We start from the raw sequence: 20,496 nt of genomic DNA, 5'->3' as shown, positions 1-20,496 counted from the left end.
ATGGTTTTTTTTTACTTATTTATGAAAAAACACTATTTGCTTTTGCAAAATGGAAAAATTTTTGTAGGGACAGCTCCAGATTGGCAAGAAGGAAAGATATTTCATGGAGAAGTCGTCTTTACGACTGGAATGTGTGGATACTATGAAAATTTGACCGATCCTTCTTTTACGGGACAAATTCTTGTCTTTACCTACCCACTGATTGGAAACTATGGAGTGGCTGATCGGAAATATTGGGAATCTCAAAAGATTCATGTCGCAGGCGTTATTGTTAGTGAAAGCTGTGTCAAATGGAATCATCATCAAGGTTTGAGATCTCTTCAAGATTGGCTTGAAAAAGAGAGTATTCCTCTACTTAGTGAAGTGGATACACGAGAATTAGCCAAAGTTTTGCGCGTAGAAGGAACCCTTTTAGGAGCCATGGCTGATCAACAAAAAACTGTGACTTTCAAAGATCCTAATTTAGAAAATATGGTCGCTAAAGTCTCTATTCCGAATAAAATTTTTTATGGAAAAGGGAAAAAGCGCGTTATTGCAGTAGATTGTGGAATGAAAGATAGTATGATCTTTTATCTTCAAAAATTCCCTATTGAAATTATCCGAGTTCCCTACAATTATGATTACTCAGAAGAGACATTTGATGGCATCTTTCTTTCTAACGGACCAGGTGATCCTGCTAAATGTGTTGAGACGATTGCGATTCTTAAAAAAGTGATGGAGAGAAAGACACCAATTTTTGGCGTTTGTTTAGGTTCTCAACTACTTGCACTCGCAGCAGGAGCGAAGACTTATAAGCTCCCATTTGGTCATCGGGGTCAAAATCAGCCTTGTATCAATCTTGAAACAAGAAAATGTTATGTTACCAGTCAAAATCATGGCTTTGCAATCAATGAAAACACATTGCCAAAAGATTGGAAAATCATTTTTCGAAATTTAAATGATGGATCAGTGGAAGGATTTGGTCACGCTTTTCTTCCTTTTTACACAGTTCAGTTCCATCCAGAAGCATCTCCTGGGCCAACTGACACTCGTTGGTTTTTTGATAGGTTTTATGCATGTCTAGTAAAAGAATTATAGTCCTGGGTTCAGGAGGTTTGCGTATTGGTCAAGCTGGGGAATTTGATTACTCAGGTTCTCAAGCGATCAAAGCTCTTAAAGAAGAGGGTCATTACATTATTCTGGTTAACCCTAATATTGCCACTGTACAGACTGACCAAGGCATGGCTAATCAGGTATATCTATTGCCTCTGAATACAACAACAGTTGAAAAGATTATTGAGAAGGAAAAGCCTAATGCCATCCTCCTTAGCTTTGGTGGGCAGACAGCTCTTAATTTAGGTTTGGCACTCGATGCAAGTGGATTTTTAGCGCAATTTGGAGTTGAGGTATTAGGAACACCAGTCAGTACGATTCGTCTTACAGAAGATAGAAAACTTTTCAAAGAATCTCTTGATAGTATTGGAGTTAAAACAGCAGCTAGTCATATTGCAACGACAATTGAGGAAGCAAAATTGGGCGCAGAAAAAATTGGATATCCTCTTATGCTACGCTCTGGTTTTTCTTTGGGTGGTTTAGGATCAGGAAAAGCCAGGAATGAAGCAGAGCTTGTCTCTCTTGCTTCTGAGGCGTTGAGTAAAGCGCCACAAATTTTAATTGAAGAATACCTGGTTGGATGGAAGGAAATTGAATATGAAGTGATGCGTGATAGGGATAGTAACACGATTACCGTCTGTAATATGGAAAACTTTGATCCCATGGGAATTCATACAGGAGAAAGCATTGTGATTGCCCCTTCTCAGACATTGAATAATCAAGAATATCACATGCTTCGTGAGATCGCGATTAAAACAGTGAGTCATTTAGGTGTTATTGGAGAGTGCAATATTCAGTATGCTGTTCACCCAAACCGTATAGATTATCGAGTGATTGAGGTGAATGCCCGTCTTTCTCGATCGAGTGCACTTGCTTCAAAAGCAACAGGGTATCCGCTTGCTTTTGTCGCTGCAAAATTAGCACTTGGTTATAGACTCTATGAAATTAAAAATTCTGTAACTAAGGAGACCTCAGCTTTTTTTGAACCAGCTCTTGATTATGTTGTAGTAAAGATGCCCCGATGGGATACAAATAAACTACGTGCTGAGAGAACGATTGGATCTGAGATGAAGAGTGTGGGTGAGGTCATGGCAATTGGGCGCTCATTTCCTGAGGCACTTCAAAAAGCCATTCGCATGCTAAATATTGGATGTTGTTCTCTTTTTGATTATCCATATTCCATCCCAGATCCAAAGCAAGAGATTGAAATTGCGACTGATCGCCGTCTTTATGCAATTGCTGAGATGATGCGTCAAGGGATGGATGCTGACGAAATTCATGCTCTTTCACACATTGATCAATGGTTTTTGTATCAACTCATGGATTTAGTTAAGATGGAAGAGGAGATTCGAAAAACCCCGATTGAAAAGATGATCAGGCGTGCAAAGCGTTTTGGATTTTCTGATCGAGCTATTGCCCTTTTGAAAGATGAAAAAGAAGAAACAATTCGCTTCAAACGGTTAAGTTTAGGTGTAAAGCCTGTGATTAAACAGATTGATACTTTGGCTGGAGAGTTTGATGCTAAAACCAATTACTTATACTTGACCTATCACGGGATCTCAAATGATGTTTTACCGTTGACTCCTTCTCCAATGATTGTACTTGGTTCAGGACCCTATGCGATCGGCTCTTCAGTTGAATTTGACTGGTGCGCAGTCAACACAATACGTACATTAAGGCACCATCACGTGCCAACAATTATGATTAACTCTAATCCAGAGACAGTATCTACTGATTATGATGAGTCAGATCGTCTCTATTTCGAAGAGCTAACCCTTGAGCGAATCTTAGATATTGCAGATTTTGAATCTCCAGAAGGAATCATCGTTTCTGTCGGAGGACAGATTGCAAATAATCTAGCTCTTGCAATTGATGCTGCAGGTTATCGTATTATGGGTTCTTCTTCTTCTTCGATTGATATGGCTGAGAATCGTCAGAAATTTTCTTCCTTACTCAATGAACTCTCCATCGATCAACCTCTTTGGACTGAAGTGAGTTCTATAGAAAAAGCACGTTGTTTTGCAATGGATGTGGGTTATCCAATTTTAGTTCGTCCTTCCTATGTCCTTTCAGGAGCGGCAATGAATGTCATTTACAATGAAGATGAACTTGAGAAATATCTTGAGGAAGCAACCATTGTCTCTCGTCAACATCCGGTTGTCTTATCGCAGTTTATCCTAAATGCAAAAGAGCTGGAAATAGATGGTGTTGCAATCAGAGGAGAAGTAATCATCGAAGCTGTTTCAGAGCATATTGAAAATGCTGGTGTTCATTCAGGAGATGCAACACTTGTACTTCCTCCTCAAAAACTCTATCTCGAAACAATTCGGCAAACAAAGTCAATTACTCGTCGCATTATTCAGATACTAAATATTACGGGACCATTTAACATTCAATTTATCGCAAAAGATAATGCAATTAAAGTCATTGAGTTGAATATTCGTGCTTCACGTTCTTTTCCTTTTGTCTCTAAGGTGACAGGATATAATTTTATCCAGATTGCGACTGAAGCTATACTTGATGTTTATCTACCTCGTTCTTATAACACTTTAGATCTCAATTATGTAGGAATTAAAACTCCCCAATTTTCTTATCATCGTCTTAAGGGAGCTAATCCAGTTGCTCATGTGGAAATGGCTTCAACAGGAGAGGTGGCTTGTTTAGGAGACAATCTGATTGAAGCGTTTTTTCGCTCATGGGAGGCAACCGAACAAATGGTTAAAGGCAAAGACATTCTTGTCAGCGTCAACAGAGAACAAAGAGCAAAATTCCTTAATGCACTAAAAAAATTAGATAGTCAAGGATGGAAGATTCATACGACACCTGGTACGCATGATTTTCTATCCAGAGAGGGGTTAGCCACACGATGTGTATTTAAGATCAGTGAGGGGTATCATCCCAATATTTTCGAAACAATTACTAAACATCAAGTGAACTTAATTATTAATATCCCACATCATCTGCCCTCTTCGAAAAATGTAACAGATGGGTTTCAAATTCGTCGTCTTGCTATTGACTATCATATTCCATTAATTACTAATCTTCAAATTGCATTAGTTTTTTTACAATCTTTGGTCGATTTAGAAAAATTACCTGAAGTAAAATCTTGGCATGAATTTTTAGGAGGGAGACTGTGAAAGATTTAATCTCCATCAAAGATTTATCTAGAGAAGAGATCGAAGTTATTTTGAAGGCATCTCTAAAGATAAAAACTCATCCTCCTGGGCGAATTTTAGAAAAATATGTGATGGCAAACTGTTTTTTTGAACCCTCAACACGCACTCGCTTATCTTTTGAGGTCGCCATGAAGCAATTAGGAGGAGAAGTGATCGGCTTTGCCGATCATCTATCAACTGCCATACAAAAAGGGGAGTCTCTTTATGATTCTATCAAAATTATCGCTCTTTACTCCGATATGATGGTGATTCGTCATCCTCTTGAGGGATCAGCACGCTTGGCGGCTGAGGTGACAGATAAACCAGTGATTAATGCGGGTGATGGAGCCAATGAACATCCTTCACAGACTCTGGTCGATCTTTTTTCCATTCAAGAATCTCATCAAACAATCGATGGGCTTTGTATTCTATGTATAGGGGATTTGCTCTATAGCAGAGTCGTCCATTCTCTTATTTATGGATTGAAGCATTTTGATGTACGTCTTTATTTCGTCTCTCCACCAAGTTTATCGATTCCTAAATCTCTCTCTGAAGTACTCAAACAAGCTGGGATTCCTTTTTCCTTTCATCATACGATCAAAGAGGTGATTGAAAAAGCAGATATTGTTTATATGACTCGCCTGCAAAAAGAACGGTTTCCTTCTTTAGAAAATTATCATTCTCTTAAAGATCACTGTATTCTAAATAAAGAGATTTTGAATCAAGCAAAAGAGGGACTAAAAATTCTTCATCCACTTCCACGTCTCAATGAAATCGCTCGAGAGGTTGATGAAACAAAATATGCTTACTATTTTCCACAAGCTCAGAATGGAGTCTATGTTAGGCAAGCCTTGTTATGTAAACTTTTAGGTAAATAAATGAAAGAATTTCTTTCAGTTGCTGCCATTGAATATGGCACTGTTATTGATCATATTCCAGCAAAAACAGGGTTGCGTATCGCCCATTTATTAAAACTTGCTAGTTATCGCCATCAAGTCACTTTGGGTCTCAATCTTCCAAGCAAAACAATGGGATATAAAGATTTGCTGAAAGTTGAAGGAAGAGAGGTAAGTGAAAGTGAAGCTAGTCAAATTGCTATATTTGCGCCTAAGGCAACGATAAACATTATCCAAAATTTTGAGTTAGTGAAGAAATTTTCTGTCACTCTCCCTGAAAAAATTGAAGGAATTTTGCACTGTTCTAATGAGCATTGTGTCACTAACCATCAGGAGATATTGACGCGTTTTAAAGTCTCGGTATCTTCTCATTTAATTTCTCTAAAATGTTATTACTGTGATAAGCATTTTGCCTATGACACCTTTTAAAGACCATTTTTCCAATCTGACAGCTATTCCAGCTTTGATTGATCCGCATGTCCATTTCCGTGTTCCTGGAGAGGAATACAAGGAAGACTGGATTACAGGAGCCATTGCAGCTATCCATGGGGGCATTACGACTGTTTGTGATATGCCTAATAATTCGCCTCCTTGTACGACTATCGCAGCTTTAAAAGAGAAAAAAAAATTGATTGACAGGCAGCTTCAAAGTATCGATATACCTTTATCATACGGACTCTATTTTGGAGCAGATAAGGAACATTTTCATGAGGTGAGTGAAGCAAGTCATCATTGTGTTGCATTAAAAATCTTTATGGGGTGCAGTACAGGAGGACTTGTAATCGATACTGATCAAGCCTTAAACGAGGCATTCCGTACTGCAGCAAGTGTAGGGATGCTAGTTGCAGTCCATGCTGAAGACGAATCCTTGTTAGCAAGAAAAAGGGAAGAGTTTAAAAATGCTACTCATCCAGCTACTCATTCTCAGATGCGTCCCAAGGAAGCAGCCATTCTTGCAACCTCAAAAGCGATTCAACTGGCCCGTAAGTATGGTGTTTCACTCTATATTTTGCATATGAGTACTAAAGAAGAAGTAGAACTCGTGCGCAAAGCTAAAGCTGAAGGTCTTCCTATTTACTGTGAAGCTACGACTCATCATCTTTTTTTAAGTGAAGAAGATTATTTCAATTTTGGGACATTTGTGCAGGTCAATCCTCCCTTACGCTCAAAAGCTGATCAGGAAGCTCTTTGGGAGGGAATTTTAGATGGCACGATCGATACTATTGGAACAGATCATGCTCCCCATACGATTGCAGATAAACAACGCCCTTTTCCAATGGCTCCTTCTGGAATCCCTGGTCTAGAAACCCTCCTTCCCTTAATGCTCGATGCGGTCTATCATGGTAGATTAACCTTAGAAAAGATGATTGAGTTGACTCACACAAACCCAAGAAAGATTTTTAATTTACCCGTTAAAGACGATGTAGTTCTTGTCGATTTGAATAGAGAAATCACTGTCACAGATGAGCTGATTAAATCGAAATGCGGTTGGACTCCTTATCGAGAGAGAACTTTGCGTGGATGGCCTAAGTATGTCATGATCTCTGGGAAGAGATATTCTGTTAACCGATAAATAGTTGAGGGAAGAGGAGAATAGGAATATGATCAAATCGATGGTCAGGATAATATTCTTGCAAATTTATAAGAAACAAGTCGCGACATTCACGGATCTGATGCAAAGTAAGAGGCTGTGAGTTAAGGTAAATGCCAAGGTATTCTTTTTCTTCATATAGATAGGAAGAAAATATAGGAGGAATATCTCCTAATTGGAATTTCAAGTTCAGCGTGAGACGGATTCCAATGAAAATCTTAGTTTGCATATTTGTATGTATAAGAGTCATGGATCATGAACACATTTCCTATATGGTGGCCAGAAAAGCCTCCTATTTATGACATTAAAAAAAGTTATCTTGAAAACTTTAAACAAGGTCCTTTCTTTAAGGGGAAAATACCAGAACGCATATTTCCTCCTGAAGAAAAATGGATAAATTTTCTTGGATTTTCAATTGCTTCTCCTCTTGGTGTTCCGGCTGGGCCTTTACTCAATTCCTCTTGGGTAATTTTTGCTGCGACTATGGGCTTTGATATTGTCACATACAAAACTATTCGAAGTCAGCCTCACCCTGCCCATCCTTTGCCAAATATGATTTATATTGATACACAAGGAGTTCTCACCTACAAGCGCTGTCATGATTCTATTTATCAGAGTCCTACTCCTCCTTTAACTATGCATTCATTAGCAACAACCAATTCGTTTGGCATTCCCTCACAAGACCGGGGTTTTTTAGTGGAGGATATTGCTTGTGCAAATGCGGGGCTTTGTTCAGGGCAGGTAATGATTGTTTCGGTGGTTGGAACCCCACGTGATCAAAGAGATTTTTTTGAAGATTTTGTAACAGCAGCCTCTATTGCTATTCGAGGAGGAGCAAAAATTATTGAAGCCGATTTGTCTTGTCCAAATGTGTTAACCTGTGAGGGAAGTCTGTTTATGAATCCTCAAGCTGTTTTAGATATTTCCCAACGAATTAAGCAAGTCATTCAATCAGTTCCCCTAGTCATTAAGGTAGGTTTAATTGAAGATAAAGAAGTCATTCGGAGTGTAATGTGTGCCGCTGCTCAAGGAGGAGCGAGTGCGATTTGTGGAATTAACACTGTGAGTATGCAAATTATTACAAAAGACCAGAGACCAGCACTTGGTCAGGGTCGTTTACGTGCTGGAGTTTGTGGAGATCCCATTCGTCCACTCGCTTTAGATTTTATTGAGAAAGCAGTGGCTGTCAATGAAGAAGAACAGCTAGGAATGACGATTATGGGAACGGGAGGTGTGACTCTTCCTGACCACTTTGATGAATTTTTTAATAGAGGAGCTGATGTTGCAATGAGTGCAGTCGGCATGATGTGGGATCCTTACTTAGCAATGAGGTACTTACACAAATGTTAATTCAACAACTTTATGAAATTGGTGCAATTAATTTTGGAGAGTTCACTTTAAAAAGTGGAATGCTATCTCCTATTTATGTTGATCTGCGTCTTATCATTTCTTATCCAACACTTCTTCAGGAAATTGCTGAAAAAATGTGGGAAAAAGTAGAACATAAGCTTTTTCAAAGAGTGTGCGGAGTTCCTTATACTGCATTGCCTATTGCAACAGCTCTCTCTTTACAACAAAATCTTCCCATGGTCATGCGTCGCAAAGAGGTAAAAAATTATGGAATGAAAAAAATCATTGAAGGTGCTTTTGAATATGGACAAAACTGCCTTGTCATTGAAGATCTGATCACGAGTGGCTTAAGCATATTTGAAACGATCGAACCTCTTGAGAAAGTCGGACTAAAAGTGACAGATATTATCGTTCTATTGGATCGTGAACAAGGGGGTAAGCAGTTCATTGAGGATAAAGGATATCATCTTCACTCTCTTTTTACGATGACCGATTTTCTACATGCATTAAAAAATCAGATGAGTCCAAAAGATCTAGAATTCATAGAAAGATTCATCAAAGAAAATCAATGTTAACGTATTCTCAACGTAGCCACTATTCATCCAATCCGATAGGTAGAAATTTACTTAAGTTAATGGACAAAAAACAGACTAATCTTGGCATTGCAGCTGATGTAACCAGACAAGCAGCACTCCTTGATATTGCTGAAAATCTCGGTTCTGAGATCTGTCTTTTAAAAACTCACATCGATATTATTGAGGATTTTACCCCAGAACTTCCTAAAAAACTCTCTTCTCTCGCTGAAAAACATCATTTTTTGATTTTTGAAGATAGAAAATTCGCAGATATTGGCAATACTGTGAAGCAGCAATATGGACAAGGAATCTATCGTATTTGTGAATGGGCTCATATCATAAATGCGCATCTTGTTCCAGGACCGGGGATTATTCAGGGACTAAAAGAGGTAGGTCTTAAAAAAGGTCGAGGATTACTTTTGTTAGCAGAAATGAGCTCAAAAGAAAATCTGGCAAAAGGGCTTTATACACAACACGCTATACAATGGGCAGAAGCACACACAGATTTCGTTATAGGATTTATCTGCACTCATCAATTAACCAATCATCCTGGTTTTATTCATATGACTCCTGGTGTCAAATTTTTAGATCAAGAAGATTCGCTTGGTCAGCAATATCACACTCCTCAAAAAGTTATTAAAGAGAGAAAGAGTGATCTCATCATTGTTGGACGTGGAATCTATGATGCCAAAAATCCTCGTTTAGAAGCAGAAAAATACCGCAAAGCGGGATGGAATGCTTATCAAGAACTTCTTTTTTAATTTCATATAATAGATAAAAAAATTACTTGACTATATTATAATTTATAACTATTAATAGTTATAGATGATGTTTTTAAACAAATAGACTAATGTTAGTAAATCCTTTTTCTAATATTAATTTCGATCCAATTCAATATAAATCACTCATTGCTCCTTCCCAGATTTCGATGGACCGTATTGCCGTGATTATCCTTGGTGGAGGTCAAGGGAAACGCCTTGATCCTCTTACAAAAACTAAATGTAAACCTGCGATATCTTTTGGAGGTAGATACTGCTTAATTGATGTCCCTATTGCAAATTCTCTTTCATCAGGTTTATCAAAAATTTTTGTAATTGGGCAGTATCTTTCTGATACCCTACAGAGACATCTTTTGCAAACGTATCTCTATCAAGATATCTCTAAGAATCAAATTCAACTACTTGTACCTAAAGAAAAAGATGGTAAATACGATGAATACAAAGGTACTGCTGATGCAGTACGCCAAAATCTGGATTATTTTGCTCAAATCTCAGCTGACTATTTCTTGATTTTATCGGGAGATCAAATTTACAACATTGATTTTCAAAAGATGGTGAATTTTGCTGTTGATGTGAAGGCAGATATGGTGATTGCCTCACAAGCTGTGAATAAAAAAGAGGCAAAAAGGATGGGAGTAATTAAAATTCATCAAAGAGGGACAGAGATTATTGATTTTTATGAAAAGCCAAAAGAGGAAAAGATTCTCAAAAAATATTACACCGATGCGCTTACACTTCATAAAATTGGTTATCCTGTTGAAAAAGGAAAGAATTATATTGGATCAATGGGAATTTATCTTTTTAAGCGTCAAGTACTTTTTGATCTTCTTATTCAAGATCCTCGTGAAGATTTCGGGGAACATCTGATCAAATCTCAACTTAAAAAAGGAGATAATCATGTTTTTTTTTATAAGGGTTATTGGGAAGATGTTGGAACAATAGAATCCTACTATCATGCGAACCTTGCTTTGACTAACCCATCAAATAGTCAACAACTTGGTTTAGATACTTATGATGTTAGCCATGAATTTATGACAAAACTCTATAATTTACCTGGAGCTCAGATTTTGAACTGTTCAATTAAAGAATCTCTCATCTGTGAAGGAAGTATTGTTGAAGGGAAGGCTGTTGTTCATAGTTTACTTGGAGTTGGAATAATATTAGGAAAAGGCAGTACTATTCGTGATTCAGTTGTCATTGGAAATGATTACAATGCTGATTTAGTCCATCATAATCCATTAAGGCAACCTACCATTGGGAAAAATTGCCAGATTGATCGAACAATTATCGATCAAAATGTGAAAATTGGAGATAATGTGACTCTTGTCAATCGAGATAGATATCAAAATTATGACTCTCCCGATGGACGAATTATCCTACGAGATGGAATTATGGTGATTCCACGAGGAACAGAAATACCCAATAATTACGTTTTTTAGTAGATTTACTTTGATGACAATTTGGGCAATTGCAGATCTGCATTTATCCTTCGGTGTTCCTAAAAAAACTATGGAAGTCTTTGGCGAAGATTGGGTGAATCATACAGAGAAGCTCAAATCGAATTGGGTAGATCTTGTAAAACCAGATGACCTTGTCCTTATTGCTGGAGATATTTCATGGGCGACTTCTTTAGCAGAAGCGAAAGTCGATCTTGATTGGATTGATGCTTTAAAAGGGACTAAAGTGATGATCAAGGGGAATCATGATTCTTGGTGGAGTTCTTTATCTAAAGTACAATCGATTTTACCTCCATCGATTCATCTTATTCAGAATAATGTCTTTGATTGGGCAGAATATTCGATTGGTGGTGCTCGTCTATGGGATACAGAGGAATATCGATTTGATTCTTATATCAATTTTCGTGAAAATCCAGTTCTTCTATCAAAAGAAAAAAAAATCAACCAAGAAAAAATCTTTGAGCGAGAACTTGTTCGTTTAGAGTTGAGTTTAAAAGCATTGAATCCGAGGGCATTGAAACGTTTAGTGATGACTCATTATCCTCCGATTAGCACTGAATTGCTTCCTTCTAGATCGACTGCGCTTCTTGAAAAATACCATGTAGATGTCTGTGTATTTGGTCATTTGCATAGTCTAAAAAGAGAGCTCCCTCTTTTTGGTTTATATAATGGAATCGAATATCATCTCACCTCTTCTGATTATTTATCTTACAAGCCACTTCTTATCAGTCAATAAACGCTGCTAGAAAGTAGTCAAATTATGCGATAATGGGTATTAGGCCCACAAGTGGTTCACCCAGAAATCAGAGGATTAAAAACGTAGAGGGGGATAACTAATCATAGACAATGCTATGCAAAAACCCATTCTAAACTTGTGAGATGCAAGATCAAGAAATGGATGAAATGAGCAAAACTTCTCTAAGGAGAAAAAGACGGTGTAGAATCGTTGCCTGGTTCTTTTCTTTTTAAGCAATTATGGATAAAAAGAAAAAACTATAAGACATTATAGCCAGTCAACCTATTCTCCTTCATTTTTTTCATTAAGGATTGCACTTACTTTAATTAAATCAGGATCTGCCTTTGTGAGAGATCGATTCAATGGATTTGACTTGCGACGATGAAAAATATCAGACAATACCCGCCTAACTTCTTTCGCATCAAGATGATCATAGTAAATATAACAAATCTCTAGCAGCTCACGAAAATCTTCTTCAATTTTTATTAAATCAAACATTTTCTTAGCTAAAGGATAGAAAAGAGGATGGTTTGCTGAGCCAGCAAGAAAATAAAGGATTTCTTCTACAAGAGGAATCTCTGTTTTTTCATCAACTTGAGTGATCAGTTTCTTGAGTAGATTATCAGCTAATTCGGGCTTATGAGTATAAGCAAGACGGGAATTTAAATAATCAAACCACATCTTTTTTTTGATGTAAGGATGAAAATTCTCAAAAAGATGAGAGGCATAGTCCAAATGGTTCTCTTCAATTTGAGATAGAATATAATCAAAAAGAAAACTTTCAATATCATTTGCACAATAGGTTTGAAATGTTTGAAGGACATCCACTGGATGAAATCCTTTGTCTACATTATCTTTAAGAATTTGAAGAAAGTATTCTATGGTATCCTTAATCTGACTTTCGTGCCCTAAATCATAATGAGTCATTTGATAATCGACTTCATCACAGAAAATAGATAGAGTCCGTTTCTCTGGAAAATAACGTCGCCATAATTCAAAGATTAAGAGAAAGATTTGATCCTGTTCAAGAGGTTCACGTTTTTTCGCAAGGGAATCAGCCATTTCTTCAGGGTTTTCGAATCTATCAGCATAAGTTAGAAAATTTGCTTCATTGAAGGAGATATCGAGTTCATTCAATCGATCAAATAAGGTATCTGTTGATTCCTGACGATAGTTTTTTATTTGCCATGATTGCAGGTCAGTAATTTTTAATTCTCCTGAATTGATTCTTGGCAAGTTAATTTGTAGTAAATTATAAAGCGCTTTGCGTTGTAAGAACATATTCGTGATCTTAGGGATTCTAACGATTTAATAAAAGGGAATTACTCGAGAAAAAAGCAGGTGAAAATTTATTCTAGAAAATAGGTTGACTCAGTGCTCTTTAAAAGGAAAGCTATTGTTCTTGATCTACTGTTTTCTCAATTAATTAAGTTTTTTGATATCAACATTTATCTCAATGGAAGGCTCGAATCCTTTTCATTATTCTATAGATAGACAAAAAAGATAGCAAATTTTGTAAATGAGATAGGATTGTCTAAAATTCCTTGCTATGATGAAAACCCCCTGAGTATTAAAGTAAGGAAAAATTTTAATCAAAACATGATAAAAGTATTCACATTAAAGATTTAATTATCATCTCTAAAAAATCTGAAAATTTGCTATAATCTCTTGTTTTTTGCTTTATAAGGTATACAAATGAATCGGGTTAAGCAACGCCAAACCTGGAATAAAGAAAAGGGCTATATCTGGTCGATGATCGGATCAGCTGTTGGTTTTGCAAATATTTTGAGTTTCAGCGCGCTTTGTTATAGAAATGGTGGAGGGGCTTTTCTAATTCCTTATGTTATTGCCCATCTAATTATTGGATTGCCTCTTTTGTTTCTTGAAGGAATTGTTGGTCAGCGTACCCAACTTCCTCTTGTTTCAGCTATGGGAAGTGTGGCTGGTATAAAAGGGAAAATGGTGGGGTGGTTATCGATACTTACGTGTGCTACGATTGGCGGTTTCTACATGGTATTAACCGGATTTTCAGTTGCTTATACCTATTTTTCTGCTACTCACTCTTTAGGACTCGACACAGAGGTTTTTTTTAAAGAAGTATTTCTATGTGATTCGGGGAGTATAGAGAAAATAGGAGGAATGGCCTTTCATGTATTGATTCCCACCTTGTTTGTTGCAGTGTTTACTTGGATGGTTTTAACACGTAATGTGCGTTCTGGGATTGAAAAGATATGCTCTTTATTTTTACCCATTTTAGCATTTTTAGTTACTGGATTAGCTTGTGCCGCGCTTTTTTTACCAGGTGCAGTACAAGGACTTAAATACTACTTGGTTCCTAATTTTTCTCGATTACTTGATTGGATTCTTTGGAGAGATGTATTTGGACAAGTATTTTTCAGTCTATCACTTGGTTTAGGTATTGTGACAGGTTATTCACGCCATAATCCTGAAAATTTTAGCATTCCACGTACAATGGTGAAAGTGATTATTGGAGATTTTCTGATTTCTTTTGTCTCGGGAGTCGCAATTTTTGCTTGTATTGGATTTATGAGTTTTAAAGAACAGCGCCCATTTTCCGATCTACTCTCTTCAGCATCAGCATTTGAAATTGGATTTGTGATTTTTCCAACGATTCTCCAACAATTTGGGAATATAATTTCTCGTATTATTGGCCCTCTCTTCTTTTTCTGTGTTTTTATTGCAGGAGTAACTGGTCTCTTTTCAATTATAGAAAGTATCGCAGGTAATGTTGAAATTGAGTTAAATAAAAATCGTAAGGTAGCTGTACGTATTGCGATGGGTTTTGTGACTATCCTATCAATTCCATTTTGTTTAGGTAATGGTCAACATATTATTGGAGCAATTGCCCCAATGGTACTTGGAAATGTCATGTTAGTGGGAGGAATTGCTGAAATTATTCTTTTTTTAATGATGTCTAGAGTGATTGGAAATGAACCCATTTGGTTTTCAGCTAAAGGACGCACTTATCGCTACTATTCTTTAAAGTTTATCGTACTGCCTTTATTAGCTATTAGTTTAATTGGATCTTTATATCAAGAATTGACAACTGATTTTGGAATTAACAGCTGGATTCGTTGGATTTGGCTTGCTCTGGCTCTAATCGGAGGAGGAATGGTTGCATTAAAAAAGAAACCCGAACTAGTAGATCATCCAACTATTTTTTGAGCTTGCGTAGATGAGTTTTTAAAGTTGGAGAGAATGATTTTCAAAAATTCACTTCTTTTGTTGAACATATTGAACTAGGAGTGTCGCTCCGACTTTATATGTTTTTTTCAGAATAAGAGTATTGAGATGAGGAGTCTTAAAGGCCGAATCTTCAATAAAGACCATTCCTCCATCAATTAGTAATTGATATTTATCAATCTGATGAAGGACTTCATCTCCCATCTCTTTTCCATAGGGAGGATCAGCATAGATTACATCAAAAGATGAAGGTAGGGTTGGAATAAGGTTGAATACATTGCCTCGAAGAATGGTCGTTTGATTCTCTTCATCAAGAAGCTGAACATTACGTTTAATCGCTATCAGGGCTAAAGCACTTTTCTCTACAAATGTGGTATGGATGGCACCACGACTCAGGGCCTCTAAACCCATTGCACCAGAGCCTGCAAATAGATCAAGAAATCGAGCACCTACGATCTCTTGTTGACAGATGTTAAATACTGTTTCTCTTAGTTTTGAAGAAGTAGGACGGATCAAAGAGGTTTGGGGAACAAATAGTTTTCTTTTTTTATGCTTCCCACCGATGATCTGCATGAAATTAATCTATCCATAGAGTAGAGATATTCATTGGATGCAAGATTTGTTTGGCTGCTTCTAAATGTTTAAGATTCCCATCCTGAAGATATCTAGCATAGTATTCATGAGTGAGAAGCTGTATCCATTTTTTCTCTAAAGGGAAAGCACTCATTTTAGCCTGTTCAAAGGAAATAGTTTTTTTGATCTCAAAATTTTCTTCAGAGGATTTTCCTTGTAAAAAGAGAATAAAATCACTCAGTCGATTAATAGAGCCATAAATTACAAATGGGGAATGGTGATACAAATTTGGCAGGTAACCTGTTTTAGGCTGGAGAAGAATTGAGATTTGTTTATCAGAGGTGACAGGTGTTGCGACCATATCCTGACCAATTGGACAGTCAATAGTGTGCAGGAGATGATTCAACATAGGAGAGATATCATTTTTGTTTGGGGAATAAACTAAATGTCCTTGATTAAATGAGCTGAGTAAATCGAGAAGGGGAAGATGATTTCTTTTCCCTGAAGCGATATTATAAATACAGACTTTCCCTTGATTATGAACCATCCATTTCCTGAGAATTTGTCTTTGCATTTCTCTTGAAAGATAAGTTTCACCATCAGAGAACAAAATGGCTGTATGAATTTGATCTTTTCGAAGATCTTGAGGGATAATTTTTTCTAGAGAGGCATAGAGTTCAGTTCTTCCAAAATAATTTCCATGTTTTTCCCTATCAAGAAAAAGTCTTGCTTCTGCGATATTTTTTTGATTCCAAGGAATAGGTTGTGGGGCAAATTTTGCAATGTGATTATCAAAGAAAGTAATATTAAACATATCACCTTCTCTAAGATGATTTAGTGCTTCAGAAACAGCTTTTTTATTTGAGTTGTAGTGGATACGATGAGTCGAATAAGATCGATCAATAAGGAAAGAAATATTTTGTTGAATATGGTGAAAAGTTGCTTCAGAGCGTGGATAGAAAATGACTTTAAAGACATACCCAGGACGATACCGTTTTGGAATATACTCTACTATAATCTCAAAATCATCAGAACAAGGTATTCTAAATGAGGGTTCTTTAATACCTAAATAGGTTAAAGGAATCATTTCAATTGGATCAATAGTCGGAATCTTAAAAAGACGAGGATACTGAATCGTTAGAATAGGTTGAAAAGGATAGAGTGGCCAATCAATTTCAAAATTCAATGTTTGAGTCATTGGGTCAGAGATGGGGATTGTTTCTAAGAAAGAGCAGTTTAAGGGAATAGGTTCAGGAGATAGTTGACATAATAAAGATTCAGATCGATTTTCTATCTCATAGGTTGTTTGTAGAAAATCTGCAATGGTTGAGTGATCCAATAGAGGGCTTAGCTGGGAATCCTCTTCTTCTTGTTTAGAAACAGAAAGCTTCATAAGATGTTTTTTATCTTTTTTATGATGGAGATCTCTTTCTATTTTCACCTGCAGCTTATCAATGTAGAGATCTAAATAACGCATATAACTTCGATAGATATCTTCTTGTCGAGGTGATAGTTGAAGGGTTTGATCACTATCTTTAGTAGACTGTCTAATTGCAAATTCTTCTTTAATCTCAAGCAGCGCATCTAAAAAACACTTCATCTGCGTTTTTTTAGGAGATAGAGCAGCAAGAAATTCAGCACGTTTCAAAGCAGCTTCAAGATGAATAGGTTCAGTAGCAGGTGCTTTATTACGAATTAAATATTGTAGTTTATTCAAACTTTTTTCAGGCTTATTTGGGAAATATACTTCAGCAAGTGATAAGGTCGCTTGATAAGCAGTTTTGGGATTGGGATCGTTTTCTAAATGACAAAAAATCTCTATGGCTTTCTCTTCTTTTCCTAATCCTAACAATATTTGTGCCATGACTAATTGAGCCTCTCCTTTCATTTTATCCCCTAAGAAGATGATTTTTTCAGCTAAAAGCCAAGCCTTTTGCCACTCTCCTTTTTTTTGATAAAACCGCGCTAACATGATCCCTTCTTCATCAAATTTTTTCCAATTTTCTTCAGTCTCTAAAATTGATTCTAGTAAATCAACAAAACGCAGATCTCCTATTAAAGCAAAATAATGGGCTAGCCAGAGCCGATTTTCTAGAGTCACAGGATAAATCTGAATGACAGCATTAAGATGTCTTGCTGCTTGTTCTATTAGGTATTTCTCAGGAGTTTCTTTTGCAAGCTCAAGATAGGTATTAAAAAGATGAAGATGTAGGTAGTCGTGATCGGGATGCTGCTCAAGAGCTTTTTCTCCAAAAAAAAGAATCTGCTGCTTTACACCTTCTTTAATATAACATTGGGTAAGAAGAAGGGGATCAGGATCATCTATCTCATTTAGAAGGGTTAAGGCTATGGGAATGTGATTGAGCTGAATATGAGCTTGTATCAACAACAATTTTTTTTGAGAGAGCTCTTTTTCATCAAAAATCTCAGCCACAAACGCTTGTTCAAGATATTGTATCAGTTGGGGATAGAAGCGATTTCCAGATTCTTGAATCTGGGATTGAGTGAATTGAATCGCTAAGCAGAGGAGCTCTTTTTTTCTTTTTGATTGAGGGTAATCACTAAGAAATTTTTTAATATTTTCATGCACAAGATCCCATTTTTTTTCTGCAGCTAAGAGATGGATTTTTTCTATTTTGGCTTTTTCTAAGAGGCTATCTATTGAGCATATTCGAATGAAATGTTCGAAAAGCTCCATAGCTTTCGTGATCTTGCCTGCTCTTTTGTAGGCTAATGCTTGTATATATTTTGTTTCGATTTCTTTCTCAGGATAGCAAGCATTGAGAAGAGCATAAATAGAATCACATAATTCAAGATCTGTCAATTCTGCGCCACTGATGAAAAGAGCTTTTAGAGCTAGTTGGTGATTCTCTTTGGATAAATTGTAATTGAGAGCTGCTTTTAAATCCGGGATTGCTTGGAAATAATTCCTCTGTTTGAAAGCTACCATTCCTAGATAAAAATGAAGATGAGGATGGTCTTTTTTTTCAATTTTTGAAAACCAGAGTTCTCGTTGCAATTGAACTTTGTCTAGCTCTCCTCTTTTTATGAGTATTTCTAGCCATTGGAGAGCTGCTTCCCCTGCGATAGAGGAGTTTGTAGATATGATACGTTCAAATACATCAGCTGCAAATTTTTCTTCATTATCCATTAAAAGAATTGCTGCCTGAAAAAGCCATTCTTCGTGATTCTGCTCTGATTCTGCAATATCTAAATAAAGATCAGCTGCCACTTTAGATTGACCTAGATGATGATAAATTTCAGCGATAGCAAGTTTTGCATAAGTTCCAAAAGTTTTGCTAGATGCTAATCGTGAATAAACAAGTAAAGCCTCTTGATAGAGCAATTTTGCTTCTTGCTCTCCCTCTTTAAAATCCATAAGATGTAATGCTTCATGAAAAGTCGCTTCAGCCAAATAGAACAACCCTTCTTCATCCATTTTTTGGAAGGAGATCGGAGTGGTTTTTTGATAAAGTTGAGCATAAAATTCAAGATGATAGAGAGCTTTCCATTCCTTTTTTAAAACTTGAAGATTTCGATCGGATTGATTAGAAATACAGTGATAATAATCCAGAGCGGCTTGATAAGCTTTTGTATTCATAGCTATATCCCCTAGTATCTCATATAGATAATCAGTAAATAAACCATTTGGATAGGTATTCATGTAGGTTTGAATTTGACTTTTGACAAAAGGATAGTCTTGATGGTGGCAAAAATAAGCAATTCTGCGGATAAGAAGCTCTTCAGCTTGAGGGTATATATTAGGAAGAGAATCAGCAAAAATTGTCTGTTGTAAAAGGAGGAAGAGAAGAGATATTTTTTTTACAGAGAACATTTTTTTTAACTGTAAGACTCTTTGAATATTCCTTATCTATTAAGAAATAAGCACAAGATGCCAATGACTTAAAAACTCTTCTCTTTTAAGAGAAAAAGTAGGTACAAGACGGGTTGGCAATTTGTAGATATAACTTTAAAAAGGTAACATTTTTAATAAAAGAATTGAATCAAAAATCGATCAAAAAGGAGTTAATCTTCGTAGGAACCGTAAAATTTGATTAAACTTTCGGCTTTTTTATAGTTAGTATGCTTAAGCATTTCATAAATATTCAAGCCATTAGCATTCATTCCTTGTTGAAAATAGAGCATACCGAGTTTAAAAAGGGTGTCCGTATCTTTAGGACGGAGTTTAAGGACAATTTCATATTCTTCGATTTCTTCTTTTGGCATCTGAAGATCGTGGTAAGAATAGGCTAATTGAATATGCACCCAAGGATCATTAGGTGCGTATTCATGAAGAATTTTAAATTCTTCAATCGCTCGTTGCGCAGTTGCACGAAATTTTGCTTGCATCTCTTCAGAATAGCGTTGAGGGGGGATCCATTTGTCTTCATCATAATCGTGAAACTTACGTGGGTCTGCATAGATACTCGAAAGCACGACATAGGCATTAGCAAGAGCAGCGTGTACCTCAAGATTCGTTGGTTCGCATTTCACAACTTTTAAATGCTCTTCGACTGAGGTAGAGAGGAGGAGTTCTTTCAAGCGATGAAGATCTTTCCAATAGCAAAAGCAACTAAATTTCTCAAGAGTGGGAAGAAGTGATTCCAAAAATGAGGGAGGTGAAAACAAAAGGTATTCTTTTTCATAAAGAGCAGCAGCAAATTTATGCGCAGACTTTGCAAGAGAAATATGATGTTCAGGAATACCTTCTTGATAACTCATCATCTCTTTACAGCGTTGCAGATATTCCTCGCATAAGTCTAAAAGTTGCTCAGGACGTTTTGCTTGGATATAAATCCTCAGGACAAAGTAAGAGAAAATTGTAAGAAAAAAAATCGCCAGCGTAAACCCAAGTAGAGTGGATTGGGAAAAAATGGCAAAAAATGAAAAAAATAATGTGATTTCAGTTAAAGCAAGAAAGAAAAAAAGCAAATTGAAGAAAAATGACATCCGCAATAGGCGAGTAAAACGTCGTAAAGTAGCCATCCATAGCGAAGCTTGAGAATGATATTGATGCTTATTGAGACTGATTTGAGCCATCATCATGCTGTTGTTTGATACATGTTTAAGAAAAAGGATTCAATAGAT

The 20,496-nt window shown here is 36.5% G+C and carries 16 protein-coding genes; 11 read left to right on the top strand and 5 right to left on the bottom strand.

From position 1 onward, the window contains the following. Positions 1-21 precede the first annotated feature (21 nt). From carA to R3E91_02855, 5 genes are read left to right on the top strand one after another with little or no spacing between them, the layout of a single operon-like run. A complete protein-coding gene (gene carA / locus R3E91_02875; GenBank protein MEZ5315139.1) occupies positions 22-1,077 on the top strand; it encodes a glutamine-hydrolyzing carbamoyl-phosphate synthase small subunit in 1,056 nt (351 codons plus the stop codon). Then, complete coding sequence (gene carB / locus R3E91_02870) at positions 1,056-4,229, top strand: carbamoyl-phosphate synthase (glutamine-hydrolyzing) large subunit (GenBank protein ID MEZ5315138.1); 3,174 nt, start codon at positions 1,056-1,058, stop codon at positions 4,227-4,229. Before carA ends, carB begins: the two co-directional genes overlap by 22 nt. Continuing rightward, entirely contained in the window at positions 4,226-5,125 is a 900-nt protein-coding gene (pyrB, locus tag R3E91_02865; GenBank protein ID MEZ5315137.1) for an aspartate carbamoyltransferase, read from the top strand. Before carB ends, pyrB begins: the two co-directional genes overlap by 4 nt. Continuing rightward, entirely contained in the window at positions 5,126-5,572 is a 447-nt protein-coding gene (pyrI, locus tag R3E91_02860) for an aspartate carbamoyltransferase regulatory subunit (GenBank protein ID MEZ5315136.1), read from the top strand. Continuing rightward, positions 5,559-6,716 (top strand): dihydroorotase family protein, encoded by a 1,158-nt coding sequence (locus R3E91_02855; GenBank protein ID MEZ5315135.1) that lies wholly within the window; start codon positions 5,559-5,561, stop codon positions 6,714-6,716. The genes pyrI and R3E91_02855 overlap by 14 nt, the downstream gene beginning before the upstream one ends. On the opposite strand, the gene R3E91_02850 is transcribed toward R3E91_02855, so the two are convergent. Then, positions 6,706-6,984 (bottom strand): hypothetical protein, encoded by a 279-nt coding sequence (locus R3E91_02850; protein MEZ5315134.1) that lies wholly within the window; start codon positions 6,982-6,984, stop codon positions 6,706-6,708. The genes R3E91_02855 and R3E91_02850 overlap by 11 nt on opposite strands. A 5-nt stretch (positions 6,985-6,989) precedes the next feature. On the opposite strand from R3E91_02850, the gene R3E91_02845 reads away from it, so the two are divergent. The 5 genes from R3E91_02845 (at position 6,990) to R3E91_02825 (ending at position 11,631) form a co-directional block, all read left to right on the top strand. Then, the gene (locus tag R3E91_02845) at positions 6,990-8,084 is read left to right on the top strand and encodes a hypothetical protein (protein MEZ5315133.1); all 1,095 of its coding nucleotides are present in this window, start codon (positions 6,990-6,992) and stop codon (positions 8,082-8,084) included. Beyond that, on the top strand, positions 8,078-8,659 hold the full coding sequence (locus tag R3E91_02840) for an orotate phosphoribosyltransferase (GenBank protein ID MEZ5315132.1): 582 nt from the start codon (positions 8,078-8,080) through the stop codon (positions 8,657-8,659). The genes R3E91_02845 and R3E91_02840 overlap by 7 nt, the downstream gene beginning before the upstream one ends. Next, complete coding sequence (gene pyrF / locus R3E91_02835; protein ID MEZ5315131.1) at positions 8,653-9,420, top strand: orotidine-5'-phosphate decarboxylase; 768 nt, start codon at positions 8,653-8,655, stop codon at positions 9,418-9,420. Before R3E91_02840 ends, pyrF begins: the two co-directional genes overlap by 7 nt. Before the next feature lie 167 nt (positions 9,421-9,587). Then, positions 9,588-10,877, top strand: a complete 1,290-nt coding sequence (locus R3E91_02830; protein ID MEZ5315130.1) for a sugar phosphate nucleotidyltransferase — start codon at positions 9,588-9,590, stop codon at positions 10,875-10,877. Positions 10,878-10,890: 13 nt separating this feature from the next. Further along, positions 10,891-11,631 (top strand): metallophosphoesterase, encoded by a 741-nt coding sequence (locus R3E91_02825; GenBank protein MEZ5315129.1) that lies wholly within the window; start codon positions 10,891-10,893, stop codon positions 11,629-11,631. A 282-nt stretch (positions 11,632-11,913) separates the two neighbouring features. On the opposite strand, the gene R3E91_02820 is transcribed toward R3E91_02825, so the two are convergent. After that, a complete protein-coding gene (locus R3E91_02820; protein MEZ5315128.1) occupies positions 11,914-12,912 on the bottom strand; it encodes a hypothetical protein in 999 nt (332 codons plus the stop codon). 414 nt (positions 12,913-13,326) lie between these two features. Here R3E91_02820 and R3E91_02815 point away from each other — a divergent pair, with 414 nt between their 5' ends. Further along, the gene (locus tag R3E91_02815; GenBank protein MEZ5315127.1) at positions 13,327-14,817 is read left to right on the top strand and encodes a sodium-dependent transporter; all 1,491 of its coding nucleotides are present in this window, start codon (positions 13,327-13,329) and stop codon (positions 14,815-14,817) included. Between the two features lie 48 nt (positions 14,818-14,865). On the opposite strand, the gene rsmD is transcribed toward R3E91_02815, so the two are convergent. The 3 genes from rsmD to R3E91_02800 form a co-directional block, all read right to left on the bottom strand. Then, positions 14,866-15,408, bottom strand: a complete 543-nt coding sequence (gene rsmD, locus R3E91_02810) for a 16S rRNA (guanine(966)-N(2))-methyltransferase RsmD (protein MEZ5315126.1) — start codon at positions 15,406-15,408, stop codon at positions 14,866-14,868. A gap of 4 nt (positions 15,409-15,412) precedes the next feature. After that, positions 15,413-19,243 carry a hypothetical protein gene (locus R3E91_02805; GenBank protein ID MEZ5315125.1) on the bottom strand — a complete coding sequence of 1,277 codons (3,831 nt, stop codon included), beginning with the start codon at positions 19,241-19,243 and terminating at the stop codon, positions 15,413-15,415. Between the two features lie 191 nt (positions 19,244-19,434). After that, positions 19,435-20,448 (bottom strand): hypothetical protein, encoded by a 1,014-nt coding sequence (locus R3E91_02800; GenBank protein MEZ5315124.1) that lies wholly within the window; start codon positions 20,446-20,448, stop codon positions 19,435-19,437. Between the last annotated feature and the right edge of the window lie 48 nt (positions 20,449-20,496).

The sequence above is a fragment of the Chlamydiales bacterium genome (assembly GCA_041395025.1).
Classification (GTDB): domain Bacteria; phylum Chlamydiota; class Chlamydiia; order Chlamydiales; family JAAKFR01; genus JAJACP01.
The sequence above is the reverse complement of the archived record's forward strand: the minus strand, read 5'-3'. Positions and strand labels throughout refer to the sequence as shown.